The organism is Actinoplanes sp. NPDC051633 (assembly GCF_040681735.1).
In the GTDB taxonomy this organism is placed as follows: domain Bacteria; phylum Actinomycetota; class Actinomycetes; order Mycobacteriales; family Micromonosporaceae; genus Actinoplanes.
Map to the genome: position 1 here is coordinate 1 of NZ_JBFAZH010000060.1, position 14,345 is coordinate 14,345.

The window sequence follows — 14,345 nt, forward strand, 5'->3', positions numbered from 1 at the left end:
TTCGGCCTGGACGACTTCGAGGCCGAAGGGCTTGGTGACGTAGGCGTTCGCCCGGTGCTGGTAGCTCGCCACGATGTCCGGCGCCGCGCCCGAGGTGGTCAGGATGACCACCGGGATCGCCTTGAGCCGCTCGTCGGACTTGATCGCGGCCAGCGTCTCGCGTCCGTCCATGCGGGGCATGTTGAGGTCGAGGAGGATCAGGTCGGGACGGTTCGCCTCGGCGTACGGGCCCTCGCGATGCAGGTAGTCGAGGGCCTCCCGGCCGTCGGCGACACGGTTGACCGTGGTCTGCCGTTCCGCGTTCTCGAGCGCCTCCTCGATCATGAGGGCGTCGGCGTCGTCATCATCGACGACGAGAATTTGGAGACGGCGCACCTGGTTCCCCTTTAGATTGCAGTGCGGCAAGCATAGGGCCAGGTTCGGCCGGCACTCCATGTCCTCCCCGAACGAATCACGGGAGAAAGAGACAAGTTCCATAGGCCTCGCGTGCAACGTGCCCGAAAGACCTGATCAACAGGTCGGGATGAACTGTGGTGAACCGGGTGCTTGAAGTAGTCGCCCGAACATCGCCACCCTTGACGGGGGTCCGGGCGTCTTGACGACGTGCGAGATTTACTCGTTTATCGACGTCGAATCAAGGGCAAGCGGCGAAAGTTAACCGGAAAGCGACGGATCTTTGTCCGGCTTCTGGTGATCGCCCTGGCTCTGTCCGGCGCGGGCCTGGGCGGCCTCGTGGCCTACGTCGAGTCACAGCCGCTGCCCGACGATCCGCCGGGCCCGCAGGCGTCGGTGCTCTACTACCGCGACGGGCGGACCATCCTCGCCCGGGTCGGCACCACCGACCACAACGACGTGCCGCTGTCCAAGGTGCCGGTCGAGGTCCGGCGTGCGGTGCTCGCCGCGGAGGACCGCGACTTCACCGGCCACGGCGGCGTGTCGATCCGCGGGGTGTTGCGCGCGGTGGTCGCGGATCTGCAGGGCGGCCGGCAGGGCGCCTCCACGATCACCCAGCAGTACGCCCGCAACGCCTTCCTCACCCAGGACGTCTCGATCGATCGCAAGGCCCGGGAGTTCGCCCTGGCCATCAAGCTCGAGCGCAAATACACCAAGGATCAGATCCTCGAGCGTTACCTGAACACGATCTACTACGGCCGTGGCGCCTACGGCATCGCGGCCGCGGCCAACGCGTACTTCGGGGTGCCGCCGGAGCGCCTCACGCCGGCGCAGGGCGCGGTGCTGGCCGCGGTCGTCAAGGACCCGCGCGGCTTCGACCCGGCGATCGAACCGGTCGCCGCGCGGGAGCGCTGGACGTGGATCGTCAAGGCGGCCGCCGAGCTGGGCTGGTTGCCGGCGGATCTCGCGTACCCGGAGGTGGCGAAACCCCGCGCCGGGCTGGAGGGGCCCAACGGCCAGGCGGTCGACCAGATCGAGCGCGAGCTGGTCGGCAAGGGGATCACCTCGCAGGACCTGCACACCAAGGGCCTGTCCATCGTCACCACGCTGGACCCGGTCGGGCAGCCGGCCGCGCTCGAGATGATCGCCGACCAGCTCGGCGGCGAGCCGGACGGCCTGCGCGCCGCGCTGGTCGCGCTCGACCCCAAGACCGGAGGGGTACGCGCCTACTACGGCAGCGATCGCGGCCGCGGCTATTTCGACTACGCCACGGCCCTGCACCCGGCGGCCTCGACCTTCAAGCCGATCGTGCTCACCGCCGCGCTGGAGCGGGGGATCAGCTACCGCTCCCGCTGGGACGGCAGCTCACCCCGCGTCTTCGCCGGCCGGGGACCGCTGGTCAACCACGGCGGCCTGCAGTGCCCGGACTGCACGCTGGAACAGGCCATGGTGGAGTCGCTGAACACGCCGTTCTACGCGGTCACCGAGAAGATCGGCGCCGACGCCGTGCGCGAGGCGGCGGTCCGGCTCGGCATCCCGGACCGGTACGACAACACCCGGTCCATGGTGGACGTCAAGGGTGACCCGGAGCCGGGCCGGACCCGATCGGACATCGCGCTCGGCCGCTACCCGGTCACCCCGGCCGACCTGGCCACGGTCTACGGCACGTTCGCGGCCGGCGGCGAGCGGCACGCCCGCTATTTCGTCGAGCGGGTCAGCCGGGCCGACGGCAAGGTCCTGCTCAGCGCCGAGCCGACGGGCCGGGTCGTGCTGGACCGCGGCGTGGCGGCCGACGTTTCGGCGGTGCTCGGCTCGGTGGTCAAGGGCGACCGGGTCGTCCCGGGCCGGCCCGCCGCCGGCAAGACCGGCACCCAGCAGTTCGGGAACACCAAGGACAACCAGGACGCGTGGATGGCCGGCTACACCCCGGATCTGGCGACGGTCATCTGGCTCGGCAAGGAGAAGCCGGGTCCGATCCGCGACCGGAAGGGCAAGCCGATCCAGGGCGACACCGTGCCGGCCAAGCTGTGGCAGCGGTTCGTCAGCAAGGCGCTCGAGGGCCGGCCGACCGAGCCGCTGCCCGAGCCGGCCAACCTGGGCCGCACCGACGTCGGCGACGCCGGGCAGACCGGCACCGCCCCGCCCGGCGGGGACCCGACGCCCGTCCTCGGCCCGTACGACCCGGTCGTCCGGACCGCGGGTCAGGGCAAACGGCTCGCGCTGACCTTCGACGACGGACCCTCGGAATACACCGGGCAGATCCTCGACCTGCTGGCCGAGCACCGCATCCGGGCGGTGTTCTGCATGGTCGGCGAAGAGGTCGAGAAGAATCCGGAGATGGCTCGCCGCGTCGTCGAGCAGGGGCACAAACTGTGCAATCACTCGTGGGAGCACGACGACCTCGGCGCGATGCCGGCCGGCCGCGCGATGGCCGACATCGAGAGGACGAATGCGGCCCTGGCCAAGGCCGTGCCGGGCCGGACGGTCACCTGGTTCCGGGCGCCCTTCGGCAGCTGGGGGAAATCGGCGAGGGCCGGTGCCGAGCTGGGCATGACGCCGCTCGGCTGGACCGTGGACCCGGACGACTGGACCCTGCCCGGGGCGCAGACGATCCGGAAGCGGATCCGCAGTCAGCTGCAGCCGCGCGCGGTGGTTCTCGTGCACGACGGCGGCGGGGTCCGCGATCAGACCGTGGCCGCCCTGCGCAACCTGATCCCCGAGCTGCTGGCCGACGGCTGGACCTTCGACCTGCCGGAGACCACCAACAAGGGACGACAGCTGACCGCCCCCGAGAACGAGAGGAAGGAAGAAGCGACGAAGCCGCCGCCGTCGAAGCCGGCGCCGGCGATCACCGGTTCAGCGCCTCCAGATGGCGTAGAACGCCAGGACCGAGAATCACCACGAAAATCACCGGAAACAGGCAGAACAGCACCGGGAAAAGGAGCTTGACCGGCACCTTTTGAGCCCTCTCCTCGGCCGCCCCGGAGTCGTTCCGGGCCGGCCGCCGGCGACCGATGATCAGGTGGTGCTGGTGCCACCACCGAGCCGGTTCGCGATGTCGTCGAACATCGCGTCGATGTTGCCGCCGAGCAGCGTTACCGAGGAGATGATGATGACCGCGATGAGCCCGACGAGTAGCGCGTACTCGACGGCCGTCGCGCCCTCGTCGGCCTGCTCCCCGTGCGCGGAGAAGCGAAGCGCCGTCTCGCGAAGCAGGGTGGTCAGCATCGTGGTTCTCCCTCTGGGGTGCCGCGACCGATTGCGCCGGCATGGTCAGCCTGTCGCAATGTGTATCGGTCCCGCGCGGAGCCACTGAAGGGTTTGGCGCGCCTGCCCGGTCGGGTGTCGTATCGGTCATGAAGTCTCGGCGAACCACCCGGCGACCTGCTCCGGCGGCACGTCGTAGCCGGTCGCCCTGGGTCCGGCCCAGTTGACACCGATCAGGTAACCCTCGCGCTCCAGCCCCGGCAACCAGCGCTCCAGCCAGTCGTCCAGCTCGATCTCGACGACGTCGAACTTCCGGTACGCGTCGACCTGGCCCACGACCTTCTGCGCCCGGGACGACTTCGACCAGAACGGCAGCGTCCGGGACCCGTCCTTGTCCTTGGCGACGGGGTAGCCACCGGCGTCGCGTATCGAGAACACCCGGCCCTCCTGGGGCGCCTCACGGCGGAACGCCGCCCGATGGGCTCCGCTGAGCGACATGCCGTCTCCCTCGGTGTTGCACGTGGCCGAACATCCCCATCGTCGCTCTTCGGAGTGTTCCGGGTGATTTGAATGGAGATTTACCGCAGGAGAGACAGGTGCTTGACCAGCTTGTCGATGCGGTTGCGCGGGCCGACGAGACTGACCGCCAGGTACGCGAGATCGCCGGCGTCCGTCTTGCCGACCTCGGCCAGATACTCGTCGTAGACGCGCGTGGACTGGCCAACGGCCGCCATGTCGCAGACGTGGACGCCGAGCGCTTCGATCGCGCCGGCCCGGATCTCGGTCAGACGGCTCGCCGGGGCGCCCAGCACGCTGCACCCGGCCCACGGCAGGCCCGGATGGACCGAGCCGCCGGCGTCCTTGGCGTCCGGGCCCAGCAGGCCGCCGACGGTTGTCGCGGTCGCGGCCGCCACGCAGACCGCCGCGTTGGCGGCGCGACCTGCCGGCAGGGTCTCGTCGATGACGATCACCCACTTGAGGCGGGCGTTGCGGGTCGGCTCGTTCGTGCGAATCTCGGCGGGATCGAATCCCACCTGATGTGGTGCACTCATGCCTCGAAACGCTAGGCAGTGCTACGGATTCCAGGCAAGCATTCCGTACATAATTCGGCTAGCGTGGGCACATGGACCGGCTGGACGAACTTGATACGGCGATCCTGCGAGAACTGCAGGTCGATGCACGGCGCACGAACCGCGACGTGGCGGCGGCCGTCGGGGTGTCGCCGACCACGGCGCTGGACCGCACCCGGGCGTTGCGTGAGCGGGGCGTGATCCGCGGCGCCAGCCTCAACGTCGACCTGGGCGCCCTCGGCCGGCCGGTGCAGGCGCTGATCGCGGTGCGGATCCGGCCCCCGTCGCGGCGCAACATCGAAGCCTTCCGCAACTGGGTGAGCGGGCTGCCCGACACGCTCGGCGTCTTCGTCACCACCGGCAACGAGGACTTCCTCATCCACGTCGCGGTGCCGGACAACGAAGCGCTCTACGCCTTCGTGATCGACCGGCTCACCGAGCACGCGCACGTCGCCGACGTCCGCACCTCGGTGGTCTACGAGCACCTGCGCAACGACCGCATCACGCCCATCGGTTCCAGGGCGGCGGCTTCGTAGGGTGACAGCGTGGAGATCAGAGAAGCTACCGACGCGGATTGGCCGCTCATCTACCCGTTCTGGGCGCGGATCGTCGCGGCCGGGGAGACGTACGCGTACCCCGAGAATTTGAGCCGCGAACACGCCCGCCCGCTGTGGATGGAGAAGCCGCCGAGTCATGTCGTCGTGGCGGTCGACTCCGAACGGATCCTCGGCAGCGCCAAAATGGGGCCCAATCGGCCCGGGCGCGGTGCGCACATCGGTACGGCGAGTTTCATGGTGGACCCCGATGCCAGTGGCCGGGGCGTGGGGCGTGAGCTGGGCAATTACGTGGTCGGATGGCTGCGTGAGGCCGGTTATCACGGCATTCAGTTCAACGCGGTCGTCGAGACCAACGCGCCCGCCGTGCGCCTTTGGCAGGCGCTGGGATTCGAGATCCTGGGCACGGTTCCAGAGTCGTTCCAGCATCGTACGAACGGGCTAGTGGGGCTCCACGTTATGTACAAAAAGCTGACGAACTAGCCGAAATCCCCCAAAAATCCTAAAGTCCGAATAGCCTGATTCGTGTCGGTCGCTCACGGGGGCGTCCGAACCGTTTACAGGAGGCTTCGGCTATGAACAAGACTCGGCGGATCGGTGCAATGGTCGCGGCGACGCTGGCGGCCACGGGCATTGCGGCGACGGTGGCCTCAGCTCCCGCCGCCGCCCGTCCCCAGCCGCACAATGACGGTCCCAGGGCGATCTCGCAGTTCCTCGGCAGCGTCGAGGAAGGCGAACTGAGGCGGGTTGCCGTCTGGTTCGGCACGGACGAGAGGGTCTGCGACTTCAAGCTCCAGGTCCGTGACACGCGCAGCGTGGACGTCTGGCACAACGACGGCCGGACCAGCTCGCTGAGCCGCGACGACACCCTGCAGCGTCGCGAGCGTGACTACGCGACCTTCCGGGTGCGCGCGGACGAGGTGCGTCGCTCGTCGCTCGCGATCCTGCCGGCGACGATCTGGTACCGGGACTGCGACCGGTTCGGCGACGACGACCGGTTCGGCAACGACGACAACGACGTCCGCGATGGCCGTGACGGCCGTGACGGCCGCGACCGCAACCGCAACCGGTGGGAGTCGAAGAGCTTCGGCCTGCTGCTCCGCATCGAGGACAACGACCGTCGCCGGTGAATCAGTAACTAGGTGAGTGTGCGCGGCCGGCGGGGGCGTCCGGCCGCGCACACGTCTTTTCAGCGGGCGGACGCCGCCATGATCAGTGCGGCGGGGTCGGCGCAGACCAGCTCCAGCGCCCGGGCCACCAGCGCCGGGTCGAACGTCGAGGCGTGGAACGTCGCCTCCACATGCAGCACCTCGCCCATCTCCGACGTGGTCAGCGTGATGCCCTCCGGGCCGTTGAGCGTCGGAACGCTCTGGTTCACCCGGTGCGCCGCCTCGATCGCCCAGGGCAGATCGGCCAGCACGTCGTGCCGCCCCTGGTTGCTGAAGGTCAACCGGGCCGTCGGATCGGCCGGCGCCTCGCCCGGGTAGGGCGCGGGCATCCCCGGCGCGCCGGTCACCGCGAGCTTCGACTCGCGCAGCAGCATCATCGTCAGCATCCCGCCGGTCGCGAGCTTGCCCTTCAGCGTCTTGTGGATCGCGAGCGGGTCGGTCAGGCTCGCCGGCGACAGCCACGGGCCGAAGCAGAAGTTGCTCTCCACCGCGACACCCGCCGGCAGGTAACGCCGGCCGTCGGCGAGGAACGTCGCCCCGGACGTGTCCGGCCGCAAGCCGAGGTCGCTCAGCGCCGCGGTGAAGGCGGCGAAGGTGATCGCCGAGGTGGTCACGCCGGGCGCGTACTGGTCACGCCACTGCCGCATCTTGCCGAGAACATCGGCCGAGCGAGCGGTCCGCACGGTCAGATCCGCCGCCCAAGGCCGCGTCTCCCCGAGCTCGAAGTGCGGAGTACGAGCCATCCGCAGCCCCGCCGCCGCCCCTGACCGGACTGAAGACTGAGCCGAACGCAGCGCGTCGCCCCATTTCGACGGGTGCTTGCCGAACGTGTGCCACCAGGCCCGGGGCAGCGCGAACACCCGCGGCATCGGCGCGATGACGGCGGCCCGCTCCTCGCCCGCCGCGCGCACGATCTCGCGCAGCAGCGTGTTCACCGGCCCGGCGTCCCCATAGGCGTGCGCCACCTTCATCGCCACGTACCCGCCGCCGGCCAGGATCCGCACCGGATGGTCGGCGCGCGGCTCCGCCTGCAGCCGGCGGGTCATCGCGTCGAAGTCGGTGTCGTCACCTAGGTCGGTCACGGCCTCGGTCACGAAGTCGGCGAACGCGGCCGAGTCGAGGTGCAGCCAGCGGCCACCCTCACGGTCCAGGCGGGACACCGCGCGGTGCGTCGGGTCGGCGGCGTGCAGGCCGATCAGCGCGGCCCGGATCCGGCCGGCGTCGACGCCGGTCAGCGGGCCGACCGTCCGGATGTACTCGAGCGGCAGCCAAGCTCGCTCGTGCAGGGTCAGGCGGGTGGCGGACATGGTTCCTTCCGGAAGCTCGGCCGCGTCGGCTCGCCCGGAGGGCAGCACGACACGCAGCACGGTGGGTGCGACGAGGATCATCTCCACCGCCATCACGACGGCCACCCAGCCGACCAGCTCGGTCAGGCTGCCGCGGCTCCCGCCGTACCAGGCGGCGACCAGCTCGGCCACGCCGGCGAACACCGAGAAGATGCCGGCGCCGCGGACCTTGCCCTGGACCCGCGAGATGGCGAGGAAGAAGTGGTGGAAGACGAAGGGGAGGTAGGTCAGCGCGAGGATCGTCAGGGCGGCGCCGGCCGAGGCCGCGTACCCGGAACCGAAAAGGCCCATCACCGGGCGCGCGAAGATCGCGATGAAGATGGACGCCGGCAGGCCGGTCACCAGGCAGATGACCAGGCCGACGCGCACCTTCGACCGCAGCGCCGCGCGGTCGCCGGCGGCCACCGCGAAGAGCGTCAGCGCGACGTTGCCCGGGACCATGGCCAGGAACGACGTGACCATGAAGGCGGTGTAGAACGACGCGTTCGCCTCGGCGGAGAGCACCGCGGTGACCACCAGCGGCAGGGCCGCGCGGGGCAGGTAGGTGGCGAGGTTGAGCAGGTTGTGGTCGAACGTCGCCTGACCGCGGCCGCGAAGCAGCTCGAGCCGGGGGCGGGCCGAGTCGACCATGCCGCGCCGGCGCAGCGCGCGGCCCAGCACGGCCACCGACAGCACCATGCCGGCCACCCAGGTGAGCAGCAGCGTGCCGCCGGTGAGGGTGAACGGGAGAACCGCCAGGGCGCCGAGCAGCACCAGCTTGAGCACCGAGAACCAGGCGTTGCGCATCAGCTGCATCGGCCCGGCGAGCAGCCCGACCAGCGCCTCGTCCAGCACCAGCGTGACCGCGTTGAGCGCGATGCCGAAGACCAGCAGCACGGTGGCCGCCGGGCTGCCCAGCGCGTGCTGCAGACCGGGGACCGCCAGGTGCGCCACGGCGACGTAGATCAGGCCACCCACCGTCGCGGCGCTGCCGGCGACCAGCAGGCAGGTGGAGATCAGCTCCCACCTCCGGCCGGTCAGCCTCGGCAGGTCGGAGATCAGCATGGTGCCCATGCCGAACATGCCGATGGTGCCGATCAGCGTCATCGCGGAGACCGCGGCGCTGGCCTGGCCGACCGCCTCGGCCGATGCGGTGCGGGCCGCCAGCCACCAGTACGCGAAGCCGAACAGCGACGTGATCGCCGTGGTGGCCATCAGCGAGCCGGCGTTCAGGAACAGGTCGACGTGTCCCCGCAACCTGCCGAGCAGGCCGGGACGGGCTGGCGGCGCGCTGGTCGGCACGGCCTCGGTGGTGGTCACACGTTCCCCCAATGATCGACAAGACAAAGGTAATAACTCGTCGTAATTGGGTGGTACGGCAAAGCGGTCGGTCTCGGTGCATTTGTGCAGGTCGCAGGCTGGCCGTTCGACCGAGGTTTGTTACCTCTGAGGCGTCGCTGTCACGCTGCGTGAATGGTGGCTCACAACCAGCCCGCTCTCTTGGCCAGACGATGCACCGCGAAGGCCGCCACCACCATCAGGCCCAGCACGGCGAGGTAGCCGTACTTCCAGCGCAGCTCCGGCATGTTGTCGAAGTTCATCCCGTACACCCCGGCGATGGCCGTCTGCACCGCGGCGATCGCGGCCCAGGAGGCGATCTTGCGCATGTCGTTGTTCTGGTCCACCGACACCTGGGCGAGCCGTGCCTGCAGGATCGAGTTGATCAGCTCGTCGAAGCCGGCCACCCGATCGACCGCCCGGGCCAGGCGCCCACGGACGTCCACGAAGTAGGGCCGCAACCCGGCCGGCAGGTCGTCGGAGTCGAGCACTCGGTGCAGCGGCTCCTGCAGCGGCATGACCGCCCGCTTGAACTCCACCATCTCGCGCTTGAGCTGGTAGACCTGCGAGATGCTGGGGGAGCGGTCGGTGGCGAAGGCGGACTCCTCGAGCCGTTCGAGGTCGTCCTCGACGTGCCGAGCGACCTCCAGGTAGACGTCGACCATCGCGGTGCACACCGCGTACGCGACCGCCCACGGCCCCAGCCCGAGCAGCGCCGGGCGCTTCTCCAGACCGGCTCGCACCGATTTCAGCGCGCCGGGCGCGCCGTGCCGGACCGTGATGACGAACCGGTCGCCGAGCAGCACGGTCACGTCGCCGGTGTCCACCACCTCGGAGGTCTCGGTCAGCTCCTCGTGCTCGACGTAGCTCGCGGTGCGCAGCACGATCCGGGTCACGTCGCCGATCGACTCGACGGCCGGGCGGTGGCCGCCGGCCAGCGCCTGCTCGACGGTCAGCTCGTGCAAGCGGAACGCCTCGGCGATCTGCCGCATGGTCGGCGCGTCGGGCTCGTGCAGCCCGAGCCACACGAACGCGTCACCGCGGCGGCGCATCTCCTGCGCCGCCGCGGTGAAGTGGATGGAACCGGGTTTCCGAACGCCGCGCGAGTAGACGGCGCAGTCGATCACACTGTCCGGGTTGTGCCGCCTCGGCTCTCTTCGCTGCTCAGGCTCCGGGCCGACGAGTGTCTGGACCAGCTTCGACCGCAACCATCGCAACATGGCGCACAAGGTAGCGTCAGGCGTCCCGGCGCATCGCTCGCACTCCCACGAACAGGCCGAGGGCGCAGACGCCGGCCGCGGCCAGCGCGCCGGTCACCGTGGTGGTGGCCCAGACGTCGCCGTTGAAGAGCGCACGCTCGGCGTCCACCACGTACGTCAGCGGGTTGAACTTCGCCGCCGTCCGCAGCCAGCCCGGGCCGCCGTCGATCGGCAGCAGCATCCCGGCCAGCAGCAGCAACGGGAAGAGCAGGGTCTGCTGCACGGTCCAGAACAGCCAGTCCTGATTCTTCGACGCCAGCGCCAGGCTGTAGGACAGCGCGCCCAGGCCGACGCAGAACGCGCCCAGGATCAGCAGGCCGATCACCGCGCCGCCGAGATCCACCTCGAAGCCGAACGGCAGGCACACCGCCACGATGAGCACCGCCTGCGCGGCCATCGGCACGATCTCCTTGAGCGCGCGCCCGACCAGCAGGGCCGAGCGGCGCAGCGGGGTGACGAGCATCCGTTCGTGCGAGCCGGTCTGCTGCTCCAGGAGCAGGTTGGACCCGGTCATCGAGGAGGCGAAGAGGGCGGACATGACCACGATGCCCGGCACGAACCACTGCAGCGCGGATCCGCCCTCGACGTCGGGCAGCAGCGGCGCGAACAGGCCGAGGAAGACCAGCGGCTGCACCATGCTGATGATGATCGTGAAGGGTTGCCGCAGCGTGGGCCGCAGCTCACGGCTGAAGACGGTCTGGATGTCGGTCACGATGCTGGTCATGGCTCAGGCCTCCGTCATCTCGGCGCCGCCCTCGCGGAGGCTGCGGCCGGTCAGTTCCAGGAAAACGTCGTCGAGGGTCGGGCGGGTGACCTCGATCGAGGTGGGCGGCACCTCGGCGATGCGCAGGTCGTCGAGCAAGGCGGGCAGGAGCTCCGCGCCGCCGTTGACGCTGATCACGACGACACTGCCGGTCCGCTCCAGGCGGTGCGGGACGCGGCCCGCCGCGGTCGCCGCGTCGGCCTCGGTCGCGAACCCGAGGGTGATGCGATCGCCGACGTGCTTGGCCTTCAGCCGGTCGGGGGAGTCGTCGGCGATGACCCGGCCGTGGTCCACGACGATCACCCGCTCGGCCATCGAGTCGGCCTCGTCGAGGTAGTGCGTGGTCAGCACGATCGTGGTCTCGTGCTCGGCGCGCAGCCGGACGATGTGCTCCTGCAGGTTCGCCCTGTTCTGCGGGTCGAGGCCGGTGGACGGCTCGTCCAGAAAGAGCAGCTCGGGCGCGTGGATCAGGCCCATCGCGATGTCGAGCCGGCGGCGCTGACCACCGGACAGCGTGGACACCGTGCGGTCGGCGACCTCGGACAGCCCGAGCGAGTCGACCAGCTCGGCGGCCCGCTCGCGGGCCGCCTTGGCCCGCAGGCCGTACGCACGGCCCTGGCTGACCAGCTCGTCACGGCCGCGCTGGTTGTGCCCCGCGCCGTTGCCCTGGCCGATGTAGCCGATCCTCTGCCGCACCTCGCGCTGGTGCCGCACCACGTCGAACCCGGCGACCCTCGCGGTGCCCGAGGTCGGCTCGATCAGCGTGGTGAGCATCCGCAAGGTGGTCGATTTACCGGCGCCGTTCGGCCCGAGCAGCGCCACCAGCTCGCCCGGCTCGACGGTGAGGTCGATGCCCTGCACCGCCTTGACGTCCTTGAAATGCCTGGTCAGTCCTCGTGTCTCGATCATGTGGTCAACGCTAGAGTGGATAGCGGCCAGTTCCTGTCCGCAATCCGGAGGATGCTGAATTCATGGCGAACACGAGCGCGCGGATGCTGCGGCTGCTGTCCCTCCTGCAGACCCATCGTTACTGGCCCGGCGGCGAGCTGGCGGACCGGCTCGACGTCAGCCCGCGGACGCTGCGCCGCGACGTCGACCGGCTGCGCGAGCTCGGTTATCCGGTCGACGCCGCGCGCGGTGTCGCCGGCGGATATCAGCTGCAGGCCGGTGCCGCCGTGCCGCCGCTGCTGCTCGACGACGAGGAGGCGGTCGCCATCGCCGTCGGCCTGCGGACCGCCGCCGCGGGCGCGGTCGCCGGGTTCGAGGAGACGTCGGTGCGCGCGCTGGCCAAGGTGATCCAGCTGCTGCCGCCGCGGCTGCGCAAGCGAATCGACGCGCTGCAGGCGATGACCAGCCCCGGCGTCTTCGGCGGCGGGCCGACGCTCGACGCCGGCGCGCTCACCACCCTGGCGATGGCCTGCCGCGGCGAGGAGCGCCTGCGCTTCGATTACACCGCCCGGGAGGGCGAGGCGAGCAGCCGGTACGTCGAACCGCACCGCCTGGTTTCCCTCGGCCGGCGCTGGTATCTGATCGCCTGGGACCTCGACCGCGGCGACTGGCGCAGCTTCCGGGTCGACCGCCTGACGTCACCGGCCCTGACCGGCGCGCGGTTCCGCCCCCGCGACATCCCCGGCGGCGACCCGGTCGCGTGGCTGCGCGGGCGGCTCGCCGCGGTACCCAACCGATACGACGTCTCGGTGCGGCTGGACACCCCGGGCCAGACGGTGCGCAACGCCGTCGGGCAGTGGGCGAACGTGGAGGACGACGGGCCGCAGAGCTGCCGGCTGCGGATGAGCGTCGACGACCTCGCCTGGCCGGTGATGCTGATCGGCATCCTGAACGCTCCCTTCACCGTCGAGTCGCCGCCCGAGCTCGCCGTCGCGGCGCGTGCGGCCGGGGAGAACCTGCTCCGCGGCACCGCGTGAGACGACGGTGGATGGGCGCCCCCGTGACGCCCATCACCGCGGAGAAACCTATCGGCGGGGTACGACAATCCCTCTCCCGGCCTTGACATGCAGGCATCTGACTGCATAACTTTAGGTAGTGGATGACGTGTTCCGGGCGCTGGCCGATCCGACTCGGCGGTTTCTGCTCGATCTGCTGCACGAGCAGAACGGGCAGACGCTGGGCGAGCTGTGCGAGCGGTTGGAAATGACCCGTCAGTCCGCCACGCAACACCTGTCCGTGCTGGCCGCGGCCAATCTGATCAGCACCGTCCGGCGCGGGCGGGAGAAGCTGCACTACCTCAACCCGGTCCCGCTGCAGGAGATGCAGGAGCGGTGGATCGACAAGTTCGAGCGGCCCCGGCTGCGGGCCGTCAGCGACATCAAGCGACGAGCGGAGACCACTATGAGTGATCGTCCTACGTACGTCTACACGACCTACATCGAGAGCACGCCCGAGAAGGTGTGGCAGGCGCTGACCGATGCCGACCTGACGGCCGACTACTGGGGGCATCGCAACGAGTCGGACTGGCAGGTGGGCTCGACGTGGCGGCACGTGCGCACCGACGGGTCCGGGATCGCCGACATCGAGGGCAAGGTGCTCGAGAGTGATCCGCCGCGCCGGCTCGTGACCAGCTGGGACCCGTCCAGGGTGACCTACGAGATCGAGCCGTTCGAGGACATCGTCAAGCTGACCGTGACGCACGAGGACCTGGCGACCGACCAGGACCTGACGGACATCTCGCTCGGCTGGCCGGCCGTGCTGGCGAACCTCAAGACGCTGCTCGAGACGGGCCGCAGCATGGCGCAGGCGCCGTGGGCGATGCACCGCTGAAATTGTCGTAGGGGGCGGGCAGGATGCCCTCATGACGATTCTCGGCGCCACCTTCCGGCCCAGCCAGCCACCGGAGACCTTGCGCGACATCGCGCGCCTGGCCGACGACGTCGGGCTCGAGGAGCTCTGGCTGTGGGAGGACTGCTTCCTCAACGGCGGCATCTCCGCGGCCGCGGCCGCGCTCTCCTGCACCGAGCGTCTGCGGGTCGGCGTCGGCCTGACGCCGGTGCCGTTCCGCAACGTCGTGATCGAGGCGATGGAGACCGCCACGTTGCACCGGATGTTCGGCGACCGCCCGATCATCGCGGTCGGGCACGGCGTGCAGGAGTGGATGGGCCAGGTCGGCGCCCGCGCCGCGTCGCCGCTGACGCTGCTGCGCGAGTGGGTGACCGCCTATCGTTCGCTGCTGGCCGGTGAGGAGGTCAGCACCGAGGGCCGATACGTGTCGATCGACCGGGTCAAGCTCGACTGGCCGCCGGCGGTGGCGCC

Annotated in this window: 15 protein-coding genes; 7 read left to right on the top strand and 8 right to left on the bottom strand. The window is 70.1% G+C overall.

Annotated features, from left to right (window positions below; translation table 11 throughout):
* Positions 1 to 375: response regulator (locus tag AB0M20_RS06080; RefSeq protein WP_364294517.1), on the bottom strand; the 375-nt coding region annotated here is incomplete at its 3' end.
* 315 nt (positions 376 to 690) lie between these two features.
* On the opposite strand from AB0M20_RS06080, the gene AB0M20_RS06085 reads away from it, so the two are divergent.
* Positions 691 to 3,342, top strand: a complete 2,652-nt coding sequence (locus tag AB0M20_RS06085; protein WP_364294520.1) for a transglycosylase domain-containing protein — start codon at positions 691 to 693, stop codon at positions 3,340 to 3,342.
* 69 nt (positions 3,343 to 3,411) lie between these two features.
* On the opposite strand, the gene AB0M20_RS06090 is transcribed toward AB0M20_RS06085, so the two are convergent.
* From AB0M20_RS06090 to AB0M20_RS06100, 3 genes are all read right to left on the bottom strand, one after another.
* Positions 3,412 to 3,621: a Flp family type IVb pilin gene (locus AB0M20_RS06090; protein ID WP_364294523.1), complete on the bottom strand. Its 210-nt coding sequence runs from the start codon at positions 3,619 to 3,621 to the stop codon at positions 3,412 to 3,414.
* A gap of 126 nt (positions 3,622 to 3,747) precedes the next feature.
* Entirely contained in the window at positions 3,748 to 4,098 is a 351-nt protein-coding gene (locus tag AB0M20_RS06095; RefSeq protein ID WP_364294526.1) for a DUF2750 domain-containing protein, read from the bottom strand.
* A gap of 80 nt (positions 4,099 to 4,178) precedes the next feature.
* Positions 4,179 to 4,652: a DUF2000 domain-containing protein gene (locus AB0M20_RS06100; protein WP_364294529.1), complete on the bottom strand. Its 474-nt coding sequence runs from the start codon at positions 4,650 to 4,652 to the stop codon at positions 4,179 to 4,181.
* A gap of 71 nt (positions 4,653 to 4,723) precedes the next feature.
* On the opposite strand from AB0M20_RS06100, the gene AB0M20_RS06105 reads away from it, so the two are divergent.
* From AB0M20_RS06105 to AB0M20_RS06115, 3 genes are all read left to right on the top strand, one after another.
* Entirely contained in the window at positions 4,724 to 5,206 is a 483-nt protein-coding gene (locus AB0M20_RS06105) for an Lrp/AsnC family transcriptional regulator (protein WP_364294532.1), read from the top strand.
* Between the two features lie 9 nt (positions 5,207 to 5,215).
* Positions 5,216 to 5,707, top strand: coding sequence for a GNAT family N-acetyltransferase (locus AB0M20_RS06110; protein WP_364294535.1), 492 nt, complete (start codon positions 5,216 to 5,218; stop codon positions 5,705 to 5,707).
* A 92-nt stretch (positions 5,708 to 5,799) separates the two neighbouring features.
* Complete coding sequence (locus tag AB0M20_RS06115) at positions 5,800 to 6,354, top strand: hypothetical protein (RefSeq protein WP_364294538.1); 555 nt, start codon at positions 5,800 to 5,802, stop codon at positions 6,352 to 6,354.
* Between the two features lie 59 nt (positions 6,355 to 6,413).
* Here the strand turns inward: AB0M20_RS06115 and AB0M20_RS06120 are convergent, their stop codons facing one another.
* The 4 genes from AB0M20_RS06120 to AB0M20_RS06135 all read right to left on the bottom strand — a co-directional run bounded on the left by AB0M20_RS06120 (position 6,414) and on the right by AB0M20_RS06135 (position 11,987).
* A complete protein-coding gene (locus AB0M20_RS06120) occupies positions 6,414 to 9,038 on the bottom strand; it encodes a lipopolysaccharide biosynthesis protein (protein ID WP_364294541.1) in 2,625 nt (874 codons plus the stop codon).
* Between the two features lie 161 nt (positions 9,039 to 9,199).
* Positions 9,200 to 10,276, bottom strand: coding sequence for a magnesium and cobalt transport protein CorA (locus AB0M20_RS06125; RefSeq protein ID WP_364294544.1), 1,077 nt, complete (start codon positions 10,274 to 10,276; stop codon positions 9,200 to 9,202).
* A gap of 16 nt (positions 10,277 to 10,292) precedes the next feature.
* On the bottom strand, positions 10,293 to 11,039 hold the full coding sequence (locus AB0M20_RS06130) for an ABC transporter permease (protein ID WP_364294547.1): 747 nt from the start codon (positions 11,037 to 11,039) through the stop codon (positions 10,293 to 10,295).
* A gap of 3 nt (positions 11,040 to 11,042) precedes the next feature.
* Positions 11,043 to 11,987 carry an ABC transporter ATP-binding protein gene (locus AB0M20_RS06135; RefSeq protein WP_364294550.1) on the bottom strand — a complete coding sequence of 315 codons (945 nt, stop codon included), beginning with the start codon at positions 11,985 to 11,987 and terminating at the stop codon, positions 11,043 to 11,045.
* A gap of 62 nt (positions 11,988 to 12,049) precedes the next feature.
* Here AB0M20_RS06135 and AB0M20_RS06140 point away from each other — a divergent pair, with 62 nt between their 5' ends.
* From AB0M20_RS06140 to AB0M20_RS06150, 3 genes are all read left to right on the top strand, one after another.
* On the top strand, positions 12,050 to 13,003 hold the full coding sequence (locus tag AB0M20_RS06140) for a YafY family protein (RefSeq protein ID WP_364294553.1): 954 nt from the start codon (positions 12,050 to 12,052) through the stop codon (positions 13,001 to 13,003).
* Positions 13,004 to 13,121: 118 nt separating this feature from the next.
* Positions 13,122 to 13,856, top strand: coding sequence for a metalloregulator ArsR/SmtB family transcription factor (locus AB0M20_RS06145; protein WP_364294555.1), 735 nt, complete (start codon positions 13,122 to 13,124; stop codon positions 13,854 to 13,856).
* 31 nt (positions 13,857 to 13,887) lie between these two features.
* The coding region (locus AB0M20_RS06150) for an LLM class flavin-dependent oxidoreductase (protein ID WP_364294558.1) at positions 13,888 to 14,345 on the top strand (458 nt) is incomplete at its 3' end.